A 15,569-nucleotide genomic window follows, 5' to 3' on the forward strand; every position below is an offset into this window, starting at 1 on the left:
TCTGTTAGTAAAGCATACTCAGATATTTTAGTTTCATGATAGGATAATGTGTGACTAATTCTTTTAAGGATCATATATGCACCTCACAGATAAAATAAGCCCACTATAAAAGTAGGCTACATTGCTTAAATATAAAATGGTTTGCGACTATTGACGCTACCCATAAACTCAGTTGGTTGTATATTGTTTTCTCTCGTTAATCTATCTATATAATGGCTTAAATTACGTTGTTTCAGTAGATAATCATGATTATGTTGTTCTAAATTTTGTTCTGCTTGTGTTAGTTCTTCTTTGAGCTTGTTATAGTGTTGTAAATCGTCTTTATATGTTTCGATATATTCATCACTTAATTTATCGGCTTCTTCTTGCATGCTGCTACAATTTTTAATAATGACTTGTTTCAGTGATTGCTTCATAACGCTTAAACGTTTTACTTTTGCTTTATGTGTCGTTTCTTGCTTATCAATCTTAGTATATAGCTTATCAGCTTTTTCAACTTGGCCACTTACTACTAATTCTTGATAATCTGCATTAAGTTGATCAATCGTTTCTTTTTCGCTATTAACTTCTTGTTCTAGTGCTTGTATATCCTTTTGATAGCTTTCAATATTCTTTTTATGCACTTCAATTTGTTTTAATGTTTTCATTGGTAAGCCCTCCTATTTAAATAATTCAACATGCTTCGCTATTTCTTCTTGTCGTTGGTTAGCGTCTTTAATGCTCATGATTTGTTGGCGTTTCTCATGCTTTTCTAAGCTGCTTAATTCTTTCTTTTGTTCTTGTGTTTGTGCTTTCTCTTTTGCTTGGCGTTCACTATAACTATATAAAGCTAATCTTTGTGATTCTGATAATTCTAATGCTTCACTTAATTTATTCATTTCATCATTGTTCATATTGTTTTAACCTCTTTTCGATTGGATTATTTATTAGTGTTCTCGTTATTTCTTTTAAATGGTTATAGGCTTGTTTTCTTTGTTTTAATGACAAGCGATAAAGTGCTGCGTCAGTTAATATTTTGAGATTGTAACTATCGATATTAAATTCATGACGATCTAACACATAAGATAAGAGTTCATCATTGTTCATCTGTTGAATTAAGTCAATGAATATCCCTATATCTGTATTTCGTTCTTCTTCGTGTTCTTTAATCAATCGCAGCTCTTTCTCTTGATTGAGTGTTAAACCATAACCATTATTAATCTTTTTCTTTTGTTGTCTTTTCTTTACGTCGTCTTTATCCACTAAGTACGCATTAAATGACTTTTTGTTATGTTCTTCTTGCCTTTTCTCTCTTTCAGCTTGGACATAGTTATATAAATCAATTTTAAAGCGTCTCACAAGCTCATTATCACGCACCTTTGTATTTCTGATGTAATTCTTTATAAATATCTGTTCTTGCTTTGTATAGCCCTCTAAAACAGCGTATAAATGATATAGGTTTCTATTACTTTTTCTGATGAACGCACTCAACTTCTCTTTTTCTTCAATGATATACATAACTAAGCTTTCTAAATTTTGCGATTGATAGTAAACCATTTGAGTGACTGGATCACATACCATGTTTGGTGTATTGCGTTCGTATAATGTTTCGATATAATCCTCTATCATCTGCTTTTTATCTTCAATAAATTTAGGATTGTAAACTGTGAATAACGTATCATCACTAATCATTTTGATTTCTTCGGCGTCTGTGTCTTGTTGATACGCTTGTTTTAGACTTGCCATACTATGTGTTACTCCTTTCTAAGAAGCGGAACGGGTATTCAACCCGTAACCACTTATGCTTTAAAATCTTTTAATCTATAATCTGTACCATGCATTTTTATTATTTGTGTGTTTTTCATCAAACGACTAAATCTTTTTGCTTTATCGTCATTGTTAGAAAGTTCTAATGCTTCACGATTAGTTGTTATGATGTTGCTTTTACCTGTTCTCATGTCTGTTAGTGAAAATAGTTTTTCATTGCCATAATCGTTTACTGTTGTTCCGTAATCATCTATTACAAGCAAATCTACATCTCTAATCATTTGATCTAATTCTTTTTCAGTCATTGCTACATTCTTGTTGTAGGTATTTCGATAAGCTTTTACTAATTCAGTAACATCTAAGAATAAAGCTGTATAGCCTTTCTTTTTGACTTCTCTTACAACCGACATAGCTAAATGACTTTTGCCTATACCATAACTCCCCTGTAAAAGTAGCGACTTTGGTTTGTCTGGTTTAAAGTTAGCTGCATACTTTTGTAGAATCTGCTTAGCTTCTAATAAGTTTTTATTAGTTGGTTTATAATTATCAAATTCAGCTTTTAATAAATCATCATTCATCATGGATTGGTTAAATACTTTTTCAATATTCAAGCGTTTTTGATTTGCTTTGTGTTGGCTTCTGCTTTGTTTTCCTTTCTCAATGGATTCACACTCGCACCCGTTTCTGATTATTTGAATTGTACCGTCTGACTTTCTGAATTTATGATAACTATATATATTTTTGCATTTATCACATTTAAGGTTATATTGTTCTTCAATCAATTCACTACGCATTTTGCTTTTTAAATCAATATCATTAATACTTTTCAAGTATCTTCCCTCCTAAAATAAATCTGCATATTGAGAGTTATCGAATGTTTTTGTAGATTCAGTTTTGTTTTTACTTGCTTCACGTTGTTTTCTACGTGCTTCTATATCATCAATAGACTTAACGCCCTTTTCACTCCAATTTCTTAATATGCTATTTACATAACTCCATTTGAATACATTATTAGAAGCGGCTTCCTTAAAAGCTTCTATTACGATATCCTCATTATTGTTAAAATCATCAATCCAATTATTAATTTGATCTACAATAATTGGTCGCAACATTCCAAAACCATTTTCTTGATAAAAGTTAAATACATTACTATGAGAATTTGGCGGTGGTTGTTGAGTGGTGCTTGCACCACTACTACTGTTATTATTAGTACTATTATTATTAGTTAAATCATTATAAGTACTATTATTATTAGTAGTGTGCGATTTTCCTACGTAGGTTTTTCCAACGTTGGAATTTCCTACATTGGTTTTTCCTACATAGGAATTTCGCATGTGGTAAGGTTGTTCAAATACTTCATATTCATATTCTTTTAATCTACCTTTATCATCACGTTTTCTTTTTCGTTCAATATATCCAGTTTTTTCTAATTCTTTAATGCCACTTTTTAAACTACTTAGTCCATCACTAGTATGCTTTATTAATTCAGTTTCATATATTTGCCAATCATCTGGACGGCTTAATAGATAAAGAAGTAAGCCTTTAGCTTTCCAACTTAAGTTACTATCTTGTATAAATCCTTTATGAATGGTTACAAAATTACCACTTTCTTTTTTCACTCTATACGTTGCCAATCTTCTGCCCTCCTTTGCTGCTAATTTTTATCAATCTATAAAAAGCCCCTTTCAAATAATTGTGTCCGTAATGTTTTAAAACGCTTGTAACTGATCATCAAATCATTGCATGTCTGCGTAGCGCTAGGAATAAAGTCATCCCTTACATAAGCCATGTAATAGCAATACAATGCTTTAGCTTCGATACTTAATTTAGGTTCTTTCATGACTTGCTTATAAATTGTTCCATATCCACCTGTAACATCAATCAATCTATCATTCATAATTACCACGCTCACTTTCATATAACACTGGTGCTATCTGTCTTTGTAATACGTTATTTATATACTTATATGTGATCTTTAAGTAACCTAGTTTTCTTAAATGGTTAATTCTGTTTAATATAGTTAATTCATTATGACCATACAAGCTAGCGAAATACTCATCGCTAGCAGTACAATAGCCATACTTGTTACTAAATGCTGTGATTTCTGCAAATATTACTCTCTCGCCATCATTAAGACGATTGTCATATCTTACGTTAGCAGGTAAAATAGAGTAGTAACTAGGTTGCTCAATTAATTCATTACTTGATTGTTTTTTATCGTTCATAATGTTAACCTTTCATATAGATTTTTAGTTTTCTAACTATTTATCAGCGTTTTCTATTTCGGTTTGGTCGCTTGGAATAGAAGACGCTTTTTCTATTTCATAAAACTTTTCGAGAATATTACTAAACTGTCCTATATATAGACGTAGTAAATCAAGCATCTGATCGTTGTGAATACGTCTCTCGTGGTAAGAAATCCCCTCTTTAATCACTTCATCTTTATTTAAAACATGATTAGTTTCATAAGGGTAGCTCTTATCAAAATGCCAACCGTGACTATCTTTTAAATCCTCAAATCTATCTTTCAATACTTCCAAATCACTAAATAAATCTTTAACTTCCCAATTCATTTTATATCCTCCTAATTGCCTCATTTTGAAGCGGTTTATATTATTATGATGTTTCTTACCTATCTGTTTCTTAATTACTCTCTAAACGTCTTATATGCGTTTGTTAGTTATCTGTTCTTTTCTAATCTCATATTTGATTAATGCTATTAGTGAAGCTAGTCCATAAAACGCTAATGAATAATGAAATTCACTATACATACATATAAATATGGTTATTACACTTATACAAATAAGTTCGTTTATAAATCTAAGCATTAATATCACCTCTTCATTTATCTGTCCTAACATTGTATTTATCGTAAATACGTTCACTAACTTTAATATCTAAATTAAAACGTTGTTTAGCCTGTGTTAGTGCCACTACATCATCGAGTATGGTTTGTCTCGCTTCTAACATTGGCGGTGACATATCGTCTTTCTTGATAGCTTTTTTGAAGCCGTATAGTGTTGAAGTTGTTTTATTAGCTATCATATTAGCTTTAATATAGTTGACTGGATCATCTTTCTTATGAGCCTCTTTAACAATGTTCATCGCTTCTTTTTGCTTTTGTTTGTCTAACATTCTAAAGGCTTGATAGTCTTCTAAGCCTGTTGCTCTACGTAACTCAATCAGTAAGTCACATATCCAGTCTTGAAACGCTTCCGCTTCGGGTTTGTTAGAACGCATTACTAATCTGTAAATGCCTTTTTCATTGATAACAGTATAATCTTGATACTTCCTAGCTTTACTTTTTTCGGATGTGGTACTCATTTTATGAGTAGCACATACATGATTAGGTAATACTCTGACTGCATTAAAAGAATCTCTGAAACCTAATATCGTGGCTACGTCACTTGCTATTGCCCAATGTTCCCCGTCTTTTTCTATAAATCTAATTTCACTACCTTTGAAAAGTTGCTTAATCATATAGCACCTCCAGTTTTTTGACTGATACTACTACTTAACATCTCTCGCTGCGGGCAAGATTTATTTAATATTTTTGACTTTCTAAAAATCTTTCTATTTCTTGGCGATCATAGTAATAGCTTCGCCCCTGTTTACGCTTAGTTAGGCCTAAATGTTCCCACTCGGTAACATCGCTATGCGTACATCTGTATAACTTTCTTACTTCACTTTGATTGAGCCACCGCTTCTGTTGTTGCTCTAGCTTTTGCTGAGCGATTTGTTCGGCAAGTTTCAATATACCGTTTGCTAACTCGATTGAAGCGGCTTCGCTTAAAATCGGTGTACTCATTTAGAAACCTCCTTAACTAGTTATTAATCAACCAGTTCATAACTTTTTGATATGTTGTTTTATTTATCTTTGACTTTTTTTCATTTTCAATTAAAGACAAAGATTTGGCAGAAATACCTATTTCGTTTGAAGCTATCGCTAAAGTAAGCCTTTTTTCCGCTCTTAATTTTCTTACTTTTTTAGCAAGATCAACATCAATATCAAACATATACCCACCTCCACACTCACGATATGTGAATATTATATAATTCTCATTTTGTGAGTGTCAATATATAACTTCTCATTTTGTGAATTAAATATGGAATTATTACTGAATTGTAGTTATAATTATTTTTAAGGAGGAATACAAAAATGGACAATAGAATAGCCGAACTTAGAAAAGAAAAAGGGATGACACTAAAACAATTAGCAAAAGAATTTAATATAAGAGATAATACTTTAAGCCAGTATGAAACAGGTAAAAGAAGCCCTCAACTTGGTTTGTTACAGGAAATGGCTAAATTTTTCGATGTTTCAATTGAGTATATAACTAGATACAGCGATAAAAGAGATTATCCAATTAATAATGACAAAGAAGCAATTGCACTTTTAAAAAGACTAAAAGATGAAAAACATTTTTCTCATATGAATTTATCTTATAAAACTGCTTTAAATATAGGAATTTGGAGTATGGAACATGAGGAACTACTAAAGAATGATTATCCCGATTTAATAAATACTGCTTATTTTTTGGTTAAAGATGTAATATCAGAAAATAAAATTTTAAAACATTATTCCAAAGAAAGAATAAAAAGAAATAATTTATTAGATAAAATTGATGACTTATTGCTAGAAGATGAAGAATATTATGGTGCTAATGTATTCCAAGTATATGAATTCATGAAAGAAACTGAAAGAATTGGTTGGGAACAAACTAAAGAATTAATGAATTACATTAAAAGTTTGCCAACTGAAGAAATTGAAGATGAAGAATTTTAAATGATTTTTTCATCCGCTTCACTTACGAGTTCATACATACTATTACCGCACCAATGAGTAACCACTCTCAAAGGTGTGTTCAATCCAATCAAACGCATGCGGGCAAGTAGAAAGGATTGATTTACCATGATTAAAAAATATACAAAAAAGATGGTTCAACTGCTTATATGTTTGTTGCATATCTTGGCATTGATCCAATCACTCGTAAGCAGAAGCGGACAACAAGAAGAGGCTTTAAAACAGAAAGAGAGGCCAAAATTGCAGAGGCTAAGCTGCAAACAGAAGTACAAGCTAATGGCTTTTTAAACAACGAAATAACGACGTTTAAGCAAGTGTATGACCTTTGGCTAGAACAATATAGAAATACAGTAAAAGAAAGCACCTATCAGCAAGCAATGACAACGTTTAAAATGATGATACTTCCACACTTTGAGAATATTGCTATTAAAGATATTACCGTTCCACATTGTCAAAAAGTATTGAATGAGTGGTATCGAACATATTCAGAGACGAAAAAGGGGCGTATATATGCGTCTACTATCTTTGAGTATGCTATTAGTTTAAAAATCATAACTGATAATCCATTTAATCACATAAAAGCACCACGTAAGAAAAGTAATCAGAAGCATGAAATAATGAAATATTATACAAGTGATGAATTGCAGCAGTTTTTAGAGCTTGTAAAATATAATGTATTACATCATGCTTTATTTCGTACACTTGCCTTTACTGGTATTAGACGGGGCGAATTAATGGCTTTAACATGGAATGATATAGATTTTACTAATCAAACGTTAAGCGTGAATAAGACGCTTGCAGAGGGCTTAAATCATAGGCAGTTTATAATAGATACTCCTAAAACTCGTTCATCAATTAGAACGATCAGCGTTGATAGTAAGACATTAGAAGTATTAAAAGAGTGGCGTACTCAACAACGTGTGTTATCTCTTAAACACGGTCATAATACATCTAGCAAACATCAAGAAATATTCACGAATGTAGAAACGAATAAACGACTAAATAGAGTATATGCTAATGAAACTTTGAATTTGATATGTAAGAAGAATAATTTTAAAAGGATAACAGTACATGGCTTTAGACATACGCACTGTTCTTTATTATTTGAAGCGGGCTTATCTGTCCAAGAGGTACAAGATAGATTAGGTCACGGGGATATACAAACGACAATGGGAATATATGCACATGTCACAGAAAAGCAGCGTGAGAAAGTGGCCGAAAAGTTCGCAAATTATGTTAGTTTTTAGTAATTACGTATTCAAAACGTATTCAATTCATATCATCAAGAGTTGTAAACCGCTTCATATCAACGTTTACGGCTCTTTTTTAGCTTAAACCAACAATACCCATCGTGTAGTTATAAGGTTTCATTAAGATACCTTCCATTGTTTTACTCCATGTGAAGCCAAATACATTCGGTACATATGTTACTAAGATAAAGATACTTGAGAACAAGATAATTGGAATTGCTGCAATAAATCCATCACGAATCGCTCTTAAATAAATATTACGAGATATTTTTTCAAAGAACGGTTTTCCTTTTTCTATCCATGCTATTAACTTATTCATCAGGGTCAACTCCCTCTTCTATATAATTCTATTAGGTGTTTGATTAAATCTTTTAATAATAATGTTGTCATTAAATGGTCTTGACCGTGCATCATAGTTACGCTATACGCAATGTCATCACCTTGAGCTTCTTTAGCTAATAAACTTGTTTGAGCTTTATGCGCATTTGCGATACATTCATTCGCTTCTTCAGCAAGTTGCTCAGCTTTATCTAATTCGCCATTTTTAGCAGCAGTTAAAGCTTCTAATAATTTAGAACGCGCATCACCAGCGTAAGCTACGATTTCAAAACCAAGTAATTGTACTTCTTCTCTATTCATATAGTTAACCTCCTTTAATTATTTAGATTTCCAAGATGTTGCAGTTGTTTCTAACACTTTGTTTAAATCATCAATATTTTTAAATCCAGTAGTGCGTAACCATTCACGAGCTGCTTCTTCGCCTTGTTCAATATAAACTTTTACAGCACCTGACCAAGTTGCACGTCCACAAAGTACACCATTAAATTTGGCGCCAGCTTCATGAGCGAATTTAAGTGTTTCTTGGAATAATTCAGCAGTAACACCTGCACTTAAATAGATATATGGTAAATGTGTAGAAGCTTCTTGATCACGGAAATGTTGTGCCGCTTCTTCTTTGCTATAAACGACTTCTCCATCAGCAAAGCCTTCAACATAATTCATATTGACTGGTACTTCCACTTTAAGTACATCAACATTAAATCTTTCTTCTGAGAATAATTTCATAGCTTCATTAACTTTACGAGGTTTTACTTTCGCAAATTCAGCACTTTTATTATCCGGAATGTTATCGTCGTATGTTAGAACTTCTAAGAAGAATGGAATGTCTTCTGCTACACACTCAGATCCAATTCTTTCAATATATGCTTTCTTTTGAATGTTGATTTCTTCTGAATCGTCTACATCATAGTAAAGTAAGAATTTAACAGCATTAGCGCCTTGTTCTTTTAAACGTTTCGCAGACCATTCCACTAAGCAGTCAGGTAAACGACCTTTAGCATTTACGTCATAACCTGTTTTTTCATAAGCTAGTAATAAACCACATTCTTTATTACGTGCATCAGAAGCAGGTAAGCCATATTCAGGGTCTAAAAGAATTGATGATGCATATTGTGTTAATTCTTCAGACACTAGAACTTTTAATTGTTCAATTTGTTCAACAGTTGGTTCTTCTGTTTGATGTTCAGCCATCATTCTTTTTAAAGCACCACGTTGGTCAAACGCTAAAGCTGAAATAACGCCTTCTTTATTACTTAATTGTTCAATTGATGATAATTTTTGTTGTGATTTAGTCATGAATTACACCTCTATAACTTCAATTTGTTGGAAAATTTCGTCAAATTTATTTACATTGATATGACCAGTTTGACTTTCCATTGCATTTAACATGCCAAATGTATTTGCTTTTCTTAATAAATCCTTATCAGAATCTTGATGAATTAATCCTGACGTAATGCCTGCTACAGTTGAATCACCAGAACCAACAGGATTTACAACGTTAATATTAGGGATATTAACTTTATAGAAAGTTTGATGATGTTTTGCGAAAGCACCGTCGCCACCTAAAGAAACTATAATCCATTCAATACCTTCGAAGATTGGTTGAGTGACCGCTTCTTTTAAACTATCGATATCTGTAGTAACAGTGGTTTGTAATAATTGAGATAATTCATCAATATTTGGTTTTATAACTGTAGGCTTACTTTCGCTTAACAATACATCCATTAATGATTGACCTGAACTATCAAGGACTGTCGGTATGTGCTGTTGATTAGCTAATTGAATAATTTCTGCATAATAATCTGAATTCAATCCTTTAGGTAAACTTCCTGACATCGCAATTGCATCAGCTTTGCTGAACAAATGGCTTAAATGTGCTTTGAAACCTTTAGCTTCTTCTTCACTAATTGAAGGACCTTGTTCTAATATTTCAGTTTGTTGACCTTCATGTAGGATAGCGATACAGTTTCTTGTTTCACCTTTTATTTGGAAAAATGAATGCTGGATTTGGTTCTCATCAAGTTGATGTTCAATAAACTCACCTAACTGACCGCCTAAAAATCCACTGGCTACAACATCTTCGCCAAATTCAGATAACACACGTGTTACATTTAAACCTTTGCCTCCAGCAGTTTTACTTGTATTTGTCACTCTGTTGACAGTATCAAGGTTAAAGTGTTCCAAAGGATATGAAATATCTACAGAAGGATTAAGTGTTAATGTTAAAATCATGATAGTCCACCTTTAATCGTGATATTCACCTTTGTCCCATTTTTCTAAAAATTCATCAAAGAAATGAGGATCAGCTTGTTTATCATTATGTGCTTCTAAATGTTCGATTTTAGCGATTAATTTTTTATTTTCCTCAGTAGGTTTGTATTCGGCTTTAATGAAAGCATCTACGATATCGAAGATGAATAATTCACCTACGACTTTACCGCCGAAACTTACTACGTTTGCATTTAATTCTTCTTTAGAATATAAAGCAGTAGTCATATCACGTACTAATGCAGTTCTTACGCCTGGCACTTTGTTAGCTGAGTTACTAATACCAACACCAGTTCCACAAATACATACACCTAAATCTGCTTCTCCACTTGTTACAGATTCACCAACTTTTTTACCAAAGATTGGGTAGTGTGTTCTTGTGAAATCGTATGTTCCTACATCAATTACTTCATGTCCTTGTTCTTTTAAATGTTTAGAAACTGCCATTTTTGTATCTGTTACAATATGATCGCAACCAATAGCTATTTTCATTTTTGATATCCTCCCAATTAACACATTTTATTTAACATATCTACACGAATTTGGTGACGTCCACCATCGTAATGACCATTTACAAATTCTTTTGCAACATTTTGCGCTAAAGTATCTCCAACGATTTGTGCACCCATTGTAATCATGCGCGCATTGTTGTGACCTCTAGTCATGTAAGCTGAGCGTTCATCTGATACTTCTGCAGCAATCATGCCTTTAACTTTAGTAGCAACCATGAAACTTCCTGCACCATAGGCATCAATTGCAATTCCTAAATTCTCATCATTTTTTTGAACTTCATGTACGACTGCTAATGTTGAATCAACAAAGTCTAAGTCCTTTCCTTCTGTTACATCAATCACTTCATGATTGTTTTCTTTTAAGAATGCTTTAACAACATCTTTTAGTCTTTTACCAGCTACATCTGAACCAATAATAATTGCCATAGTAATTCTCCTTTTTAAGATGATATCTTTCCACAGCATTATGTTTATTTGTTGTGTGAAAAAGCGCTTTCAAATCTTTACGATTAAATTATAAACATAAACAAACAAATAATCAACAATAAATGTTTGAATATTGTTTGATATTTAGTTGTTTTAAACAAATTAATGTATTTTTGTGTTTAATTAAACTTTTATAAACTAAAAAAATCCTAAGACTGTTTAATTTAAACAATCTTAGGATTTCTGTATTAATAAATCACTTCTGTATGTAATTTTAATTTTGAAACACTCTCTTCATCATCGGTATCAAGAACAACCGCAGTTAAATCTTCTAATTTACACAACTGCGTAAAGTCTTCTTTTTCAATTTTTGAAGAATCAATAAGTAAATATTTTTCAACCGATCGTTCTAATGCGATTTGTTGCGTATAAGCTTCGTCGATGGTAGAAGTAAGCACGTCTGCCTCTTTAATACCGTTACAACTAAAGAACATCTTGCTAAAGCGTTTCGTTTTAAGTAAGGTATTCGTCATTTCGCCAACAAACGATTCAGTAAGCTCTCGCATCTCCCCGCCAAGCAAATACACTTTGAAATCTATAGAACGTTTTTTAAATAATATTTTAAACACTGGGAAACAATTTGTAATGACTGTCAGCGATTGATGTTCCATCACCTCAGCTAGAAATTCAATCGTTGTCCCTGGCCCGAGAAATATAGTGTCGCCTTCTTCAATGAGCTTAACAGCTTTTCGAGCTACAATACGTTTTTCTTCTTTATTTTGCGTATGTTTCTCTTGATGTGATTTCTCTTTAAATTGAAAGACTGAATTACTTCTTGCCCCGCCATGGATTTTAGTCAATAATCCCTTTTCTTCTAATTCAGCTAAATCACGTCGAACCGTCATATCAGATACATTGAGTTCCTCAACGATTTCATTGGTTCTAACCGTCCCTTTTTGATTTACGAGTTTAGTAATTTCATCTAAACGATCGTATTTATTCATTCAATTCCTCACTTCCCCCAAATGCTAAGTTATTTTTATTTTGAAAATGCCTAATAGTTTTAGACATATAATTTATAAAGATTTTCAGCGCATATTAATTTTATACCATTCAACGATTGAACTCTAATATTTTTGTATCATAACTTTTAATTATGACAGAATTTAATAAAATGTTATTTTAAAATGTGTGTACTATAATATATAAAGTGAAGGTTATTCAGTAAATCAATAATTTTAATGAGGTGACAACTTTGGCTAATAAAATTGAAAAACTTAAAAAAATTATAGATAACTCAAATAAAATTGTCTTTTTCACTGGTGCAGGTGTATCAGTAGCGAGCGGTATTCCTGATTTCCGTTCAATGGGAGGATTATTTGATGAAATTTCAAAAGATGGCTATTCACCAGAATACTTATTAAGTAAAGACCATCTTAATGATAACAAAGAAAGTTTCATTGATTTCTATCATAAACGTTTACTCGTTGCAGATAAAAAACCTAACATCGTCCATGAGTGGATTGCAGAACTTGAAAAAGAAGGAAAGTCATTAGGCGTAATCACTCAAAATATTGATGGCTTACATGAAGATGCAGGAAGTCAAAATATCGATGAAATCCATGGTACATTGAATCGATTTTATTGCATAGAATGTGGTGAAGAATATTCTAAATCATATGTAATGGATCATAAATTAAGATATTGCGAAAAATGTGGTGAAGTTATTCGACCAGATATCGTGTTATACGGTGAAATGTTGGACCAACCTACTGTATTTAAAGCCCTAGATAAAATTCAAAAAGCAGATACTGTCATTGTATTAGGATCATCATTAGTCGTACAACCAGCAGCTGGATTTATTTCAAACTTTACTGGAGATAATTTAGTCATAATTAATCGAGATAAAACGCCATACGATAGAAAAGCAGACTTAGTCATTCATAACGATATGACAGAAGTCGTCGAAGAAGTATTTAAAAAGTAAAAAAATAATTCAAGGGGCTAGAAGTTTTATGAACTTCTAGTCCCTTTTTACATACAAAAAAGCACTTCTCGAAATTGAGAAGTGCTTGAGTCGTTCTAATGGAACACAAATTGCTGACGCAATTTGCGTACCAAATCTGTAAGCGAATAAATTCGCAACAGCTTTGGCAATTAACGTTTTGAGAATTGTGGAGAACGACGTGCTTTTTTAAGAATTCTTTTAATTCAGAGTTTTATATAGACTATTCCATACTATAATATTTAAAAATTTAGAATTATTTCACTAGCACAAAATGTTTACCTAAATAAAAATTTTACTAGTCCTCAATACTATAGTAAATGTAAATTCGATAGTTAAAATCAAGAATAAATAGCTAAATTAGCTTCTATAGCACTAATTTCATTTGAAGAAGCATTTCATCTAATGTGATACAAGGAATATTCATTGCTTCACAAACATCTGGAATTTTAGGTTCTTTTTTCGTAGGATTTCCGCTATTAATAATGCCATTTAAATTGCTTTTTTCTTCAGTCACAACTATTAAATCGTGTGCTACTGCATATGCTATAATCCAAGGGTCTGCTTTAGACCCCGCTGCCCATAAATTGACCGAGACATCCGTATAATATCTGGAAGTATTTAAAAACTGCATAACCTTCCCATATTCTGTTACAGTCTTTTGATCTCGTGATGGATTTACACAATTTGGTGAAGGTATTTGCGTAATCCAATCTTTTAACTCATCTGACTGAGCCGTTAACTCATTAAAAATTTCTCTAGTAATATAAATTTGTTGACCAATATGTGATTCAAGCCAAGCCCAATAGGAGGGAAAAACTGAATGTTTATAGTATTTGTTAGCTGGTGAAATAAAACTGTTTGCATCCATTAAATAACCACTCATTAAATCTCCTCCATCAATTTTTTAAAAGTTTTACCTTTTGCTTCAGCTAAAGTATATGCTTCAGTATAATTAGCATATCCCGTCTCAACTGAATTTTTTACTGCGCTTAAAAAACTACGGTCAATACGGCTTTTTTTCAAAGTATAGTACGGAACATTCAATTTTGTTTTTTCTTGTTTTCCATTTGTATCCTCTATTCTCTTATACTCTGCTTCTATATTTCTTAACATCTCTTTAAATGTATAACTATTTACTAAATTAACTTCTTTTAACCTTATTGCTGTAAAGTGAGGACTAACATTAAAAGATTTTGCTAATTCAAATACATCTGGATTAATTTCATATTGTTCAATCAATTTATTCGCAGGTAAAAGAAATTTAGCAGTAACTTTATTACAAAATCTTTCAAGATTTATATTATTAAACTCACTATTTTTCTCATTTAAATTATAATTGAAGTTATAAATTTCATCTTTCCCTAACCAAATATGAACTAATTCATGAACTATTGAAAACAATTTAGCTGTATCAGAATCGGAGGTATTGATAAAAATTAATGGAGCATAATCATCTATTAATACAAATGCTCTAAATTCTTTTAAGTCCAATTTTCTTCGAGTTTGATTTTTAACAAAACTACCTTGCATAACTAAAATACCAGCTTCAGATATAGTTTTTCTTAAAAATTTATAGCATTCATATGAACTTCTGAACTCTGTATTCCATGAAGGTTTAAGATTAAGTATTTTAAAAATATTTTCAGCAACATTCTCAGGACTATTATTAAGACTAAATTTTCCAATAAAATTTAAAGGTTTCGCGCCATTCTCTATAAGATAATCTCTCATCCATGCTTGTTTTGCTTCCATTTCTTTAATTACATCTATTAAATTACGAGACAATTTCTTTAATTCAAAATTATCAATAGTTCTGAAATCAGCGAGTTTATTACTTTCTTTAGGAATAGTCTCCATAAAAAAATATCCAAAAGGAATTTTTGTTTTTTTACTCAATTTTTCAATTTGAGTCACTGGAATTTCTGAATCTTCATTTAACCATGTTTTTAAATTTTTAAATTCTTCATTTAGTTTATGAGATGGTATATCTGCTTGATTAACCGCCCATTTGAGAACATTTTTATTAACTTTATATGTTGCAGTCATCAAACCACCTCCCTAATATTCTTAAAATAATTATATACTAAAATATCTAATATTGTAAAAAAGTTTATTATCATTATATTAATCACTTATGATAGCTTTATAAAATATTAGGTAACTACTATAAAATGATTTTTTATACTCTTAATATTTAAATAATATAGCACGTCAAA

21 protein-coding genes and 2 pseudogenes are annotated in these 15,569 nt (G+C 31.5%); 3 read left to right on the forward strand and 20 right to left on the reverse strand.

From position 1 onward, the window contains the following. Positions 1-125 precede the first annotated feature (125 nt). The 11 genes from CD127_RS08375 to CD127_RS08425 all read right to left on the reverse strand — a co-directional run bounded on the left by CD127_RS08375 (position 126) and on the right by CD127_RS08425 (position 5,762). Positions 126-647 carry a hypothetical protein gene (locus CD127_RS08375; protein ID WP_103366390.1) on the reverse strand — a complete coding sequence of 174 codons (522 nt, stop codon included), beginning with the start codon at positions 645-647 and terminating at the stop codon, positions 126-128. Positions 648-659: 12 nt separating this feature from the next. After that, complete coding sequence (locus CD127_RS08380) at positions 660-893, reverse strand: hypothetical protein (RefSeq protein WP_103366391.1); 234 nt, start codon at positions 891-893, stop codon at positions 660-662. Then, a complete protein-coding gene (locus CD127_RS08385) occupies positions 883-1,725 on the reverse strand; it encodes a pathogenicity island protein (protein WP_103366392.1) in 843 nt (280 codons plus the stop codon). The genes CD127_RS08380 and CD127_RS08385 overlap by 11 nt, the downstream gene beginning before the upstream one ends. A 53-nt stretch (positions 1,726-1,778) precedes the next feature. Beyond that, a complete protein-coding gene (zapE, locus tag CD127_RS08390) occupies positions 1,779-2,576 on the reverse strand; it encodes an AFG1/ZapE family ATPase (protein ID WP_103366393.1) in 798 nt (265 codons plus the stop codon). Positions 2,577-2,588: 12 nt separating this feature from the next. Next, entirely contained in the window at positions 2,589-3,380 is a 792-nt protein-coding gene (locus CD127_RS08395; RefSeq protein ID WP_103366394.1) for a DnaD domain protein, read from the reverse strand. Between the two features lie 35 nt (positions 3,381-3,415). Next, entirely contained in the window at positions 3,416-3,643 is a 228-nt protein-coding gene (locus CD127_RS08400) for a hypothetical protein (RefSeq protein ID WP_103366395.1), read from the reverse strand. Further along, on the reverse strand, positions 3,636-3,971 hold the full coding sequence (locus CD127_RS08405) for a helix-turn-helix domain-containing protein (RefSeq protein WP_073441633.1): 336 nt from the start codon (positions 3,969-3,971) through the stop codon (positions 3,636-3,638). The genes CD127_RS08400 and CD127_RS08405 overlap by 8 nt, the downstream gene beginning before the upstream one ends. A 36-nt stretch (positions 3,972-4,007) precedes the next feature. After that, complete coding sequence (gene tscT / locus CD127_RS08410; RefSeq protein WP_103366396.1) at positions 4,008-4,319, reverse strand: type II toxin-antitoxin system toxin TscT; 312 nt, start codon at positions 4,317-4,319, stop codon at positions 4,008-4,010. A 268-nt stretch (positions 4,320-4,587) separates the two neighbouring features. Further along, a complete protein-coding gene (locus CD127_RS08415) occupies positions 4,588-5,226 on the reverse strand; it encodes a BRO-N domain-containing protein (protein ID WP_099797791.1) in 639 nt (212 codons plus the stop codon). A 64-nt stretch (positions 5,227-5,290) separates the two neighbouring features. Then, positions 5,291-5,554 (reverse strand): MerR family transcriptional regulator, encoded by a 264-nt coding sequence (locus CD127_RS08420; protein ID WP_103366397.1) that lies wholly within the window; start codon positions 5,552-5,554, stop codon positions 5,291-5,293. 16 nt (positions 5,555-5,570) lie between these two features. Beyond that, positions 5,571-5,762 (reverse strand): helix-turn-helix domain-containing protein, encoded by a 192-nt coding sequence (locus tag CD127_RS08425; RefSeq protein ID WP_099797795.1) that lies wholly within the window; start codon positions 5,760-5,762, stop codon positions 5,571-5,573. A 143-nt stretch (positions 5,763-5,905) separates the two neighbouring features. Between CD127_RS08425 and CD127_RS08430 the strand changes: the two genes are divergently transcribed. Continuing rightward, complete coding sequence (locus CD127_RS08430) at positions 5,906-6,532, forward strand: helix-turn-helix domain-containing protein (protein WP_099797797.1); 627 nt, start codon at positions 5,906-5,908, stop codon at positions 6,530-6,532. Between the two features lie 126 nt (positions 6,533-6,658). Continuing rightward, positions 6,659-7,797: pseudogene (locus tag CD127_RS08435) on the forward strand (site-specific integrase). A gap of 91 nt (positions 7,798-7,888) precedes the next feature. Here the strand turns inward: CD127_RS08435 and CD127_RS08440 are convergent. From CD127_RS08440 to CD127_RS08470, 7 genes and pseudogenes are all read right to left on the reverse strand, one after another. Further along, positions 7,889-8,119, reverse strand: a pseudogene (locus CD127_RS08440) (PTS transporter subunit EIIC); the annotation flags it as partial. 5 nt (positions 8,120-8,124) lie between these two features. Continuing rightward, positions 8,125-8,439: a PTS lactose/cellobiose transporter subunit IIA gene (locus CD127_RS08445; protein ID WP_103297703.1), complete on the reverse strand. Its 315-nt coding sequence runs from the start codon at positions 8,437-8,439 to the stop codon at positions 8,125-8,127. Between the two features lie 18 nt (positions 8,440-8,457). Beyond that, positions 8,458-9,435: a tagatose-bisphosphate aldolase gene (gene lacD, locus CD127_RS08450; protein ID WP_103366398.1), complete on the reverse strand. Its 978-nt coding sequence runs from the start codon at positions 9,433-9,435 to the stop codon at positions 8,458-8,460. Positions 9,436-9,438: 3 nt separating this feature from the next. Continuing rightward, positions 9,439-10,371, reverse strand: a complete 933-nt coding sequence (locus tag CD127_RS08455) for a tagatose-6-phosphate kinase (RefSeq protein WP_103366399.1) — start codon at positions 10,369-10,371, stop codon at positions 9,439-9,441. A 12-nt stretch (positions 10,372-10,383) separates the two neighbouring features. Then, a complete protein-coding gene (lacB, locus tag CD127_RS08460; RefSeq protein ID WP_103366400.1) occupies positions 10,384-10,899 on the reverse strand; it encodes a galactose-6-phosphate isomerase subunit LacB in 516 nt (171 codons plus the stop codon). Between the two features lie 17 nt (positions 10,900-10,916). Further along, the gene (gene lacA / locus CD127_RS08465; RefSeq protein ID WP_103366401.1) at positions 10,917-11,345 is read right to left on the reverse strand and encodes a galactose-6-phosphate isomerase subunit LacA; all 429 of its coding nucleotides are present in this window, start codon (positions 11,343-11,345) and stop codon (positions 10,917-10,919) included. Between the two features lie 248 nt (positions 11,346-11,593). Further along, the gene (locus CD127_RS08470) at positions 11,594-12,349 is read right to left on the reverse strand and encodes a DeoR/GlpR family DNA-binding transcription regulator (protein ID WP_103366402.1); all 756 of its coding nucleotides are present in this window, start codon (positions 12,347-12,349) and stop codon (positions 11,594-11,596) included. A gap of 251 nt (positions 12,350-12,600) precedes the next feature. Here CD127_RS08470 and CD127_RS08475 point away from each other — a divergent pair, with 251 nt between their 5' ends. Then, positions 12,601-13,332, forward strand: a complete 732-nt coding sequence (locus CD127_RS08475) for an NAD-dependent protein deacylase (protein ID WP_103297698.1) — start codon at positions 12,601-12,603, stop codon at positions 13,330-13,332. A 385-nt stretch (positions 13,333-13,717) separates the two neighbouring features. Here the strand turns inward: CD127_RS08475 and CD127_RS08480 are convergent, their stop codons facing one another. Continuing rightward, complete coding sequence (locus tag CD127_RS08480) at positions 13,718-14,221, reverse strand: DUF4411 family protein (RefSeq protein WP_167797395.1); 504 nt, start codon at positions 14,219-14,221, stop codon at positions 13,718-13,720. A 14-nt stretch (positions 14,222-14,235) separates the two neighbouring features. Continuing rightward, positions 14,236-15,399 (reverse strand): ImmA/IrrE family metallo-endopeptidase, encoded by a 1,164-nt coding sequence (locus CD127_RS08485; RefSeq protein WP_103366404.1) that lies wholly within the window; start codon positions 15,397-15,399, stop codon positions 14,236-14,238. Positions 15,400-15,569: the final 170 nt, after the last annotated feature.

Origin of the sequence: Staphylococcus petrasii (assembly GCF_002902565.1) — a bacterium.
In the GTDB taxonomy this organism is placed as follows: Bacteria; Bacillota; Bacilli; order Staphylococcales; family Staphylococcaceae; genus Staphylococcus; species Staphylococcus petrasii.

What these genes read in the sequence shown, in the direction of transcription:
- CD127_RS08485 (WP_103366404.1), bottom strand. Translation starts at nt 15,399, where the DNA reads ATGACTGCAACATATAAAGTTAATAAAAATGTTCTCAAATGGGCGGTT.
- CD127_RS08445 (WP_103297703.1), bottom strand. Translation starts at nt 8,439, where the DNA reads ATGAATAGAGAAGAAGTACAATTACTTGGTTTTGAAATCGTAGCTTAC.
- CD127_RS08400 (WP_103366395.1), bottom strand. Translation starts at nt 3,643, where the DNA reads ATGAATGATAGATTGATTGATGTTACAGGTGGATATGGAACAATTTAT.
- CD127_RS08385 (WP_103366392.1), bottom strand. Translation starts at nt 1,725, where the DNA reads ATGGCAAGTCTAAAACAAGCGTATCAACAAGACACAGACGCCGAAGAA.
- lacB (WP_103366400.1), bottom strand. Translation starts at nt 10,899, where the DNA reads ATGAAAATAGCTATTGGTTGCGATCATATTGTAACAGATACAAAAATG.
- CD127_RS08420 (WP_103366397.1), bottom strand. Translation starts at nt 5,554, where the DNA reads ATGAGTACACCGATTTTAAGCGAAGCCGCTTCAATCGAGTTAGCAAAC.
- CD127_RS08405 (WP_073441633.1), bottom strand. Translation starts at nt 3,971, where the DNA reads ATGAACGATAAAAAACAATCAAGTAATGAATTAATTGAGCAACCTAGT.
- CD127_RS08380 (WP_103366391.1), bottom strand. Translation starts at nt 893, where the DNA reads ATGAACAATGATGAAATGAATAAATTAAGTGAAGCATTAGAATTATCA.
- lacD (WP_103366398.1), bottom strand. Translation starts at nt 9,435, where the DNA reads ATGACTAAATCACAACAAAAATTATCATCAATTGAACAATTAAGTAAT.
- CD127_RS08430 (WP_099797797.1), top strand. Translation starts at nt 5,906, where the DNA reads ATGGACAATAGAATAGCCGAACTTAGAAAAGAAAAAGGGATGACACTA.
- CD127_RS08415 (WP_099797791.1), bottom strand. Translation starts at nt 5,226, where the DNA reads ATGATTAAGCAACTTTTCAAAGGTAGTGAAATTAGATTTATAGAAAAA.
- CD127_RS08375 (WP_103366390.1), bottom strand. Translation starts at nt 647, where the DNA reads ATGAAAACATTAAAACAAATTGAAGTGCATAAAAAGAATATTGAAAGC.
- CD127_RS08425 (WP_099797795.1), bottom strand. Translation starts at nt 5,762, where the DNA reads ATGTTTGATATTGATGTTGATCTTGCTAAAAAAGTAAGAAAATTAAGA.
- CD127_RS08470 (WP_103366402.1), bottom strand. Translation starts at nt 12,349, where the DNA reads ATGAATAAATACGATCGTTTAGATGAAATTACTAAACTCGTAAATCAA.
- CD127_RS08455 (WP_103366399.1), bottom strand. Translation starts at nt 10,371, where the DNA reads ATGATTTTAACATTAACACTTAATCCTTCTGTAGATATTTCATATCCT.
- CD127_RS08480 (WP_167797395.1), bottom strand. Translation starts at nt 14,221, where the DNA reads ATGGATGCAAACAGTTTTATTTCACCAGCTAACAAATACTATAAACAT.
- tscT (WP_103366396.1), bottom strand. Translation starts at nt 4,319, where the DNA reads ATGAATTGGGAAGTTAAAGATTTATTTAGTGATTTGGAAGTATTGAAA.
- lacA (WP_103366401.1), bottom strand. Translation starts at nt 11,345, where the DNA reads ATGGCAATTATTATTGGTTCAGATGTAGCTGGTAAAAGACTAAAAGAT.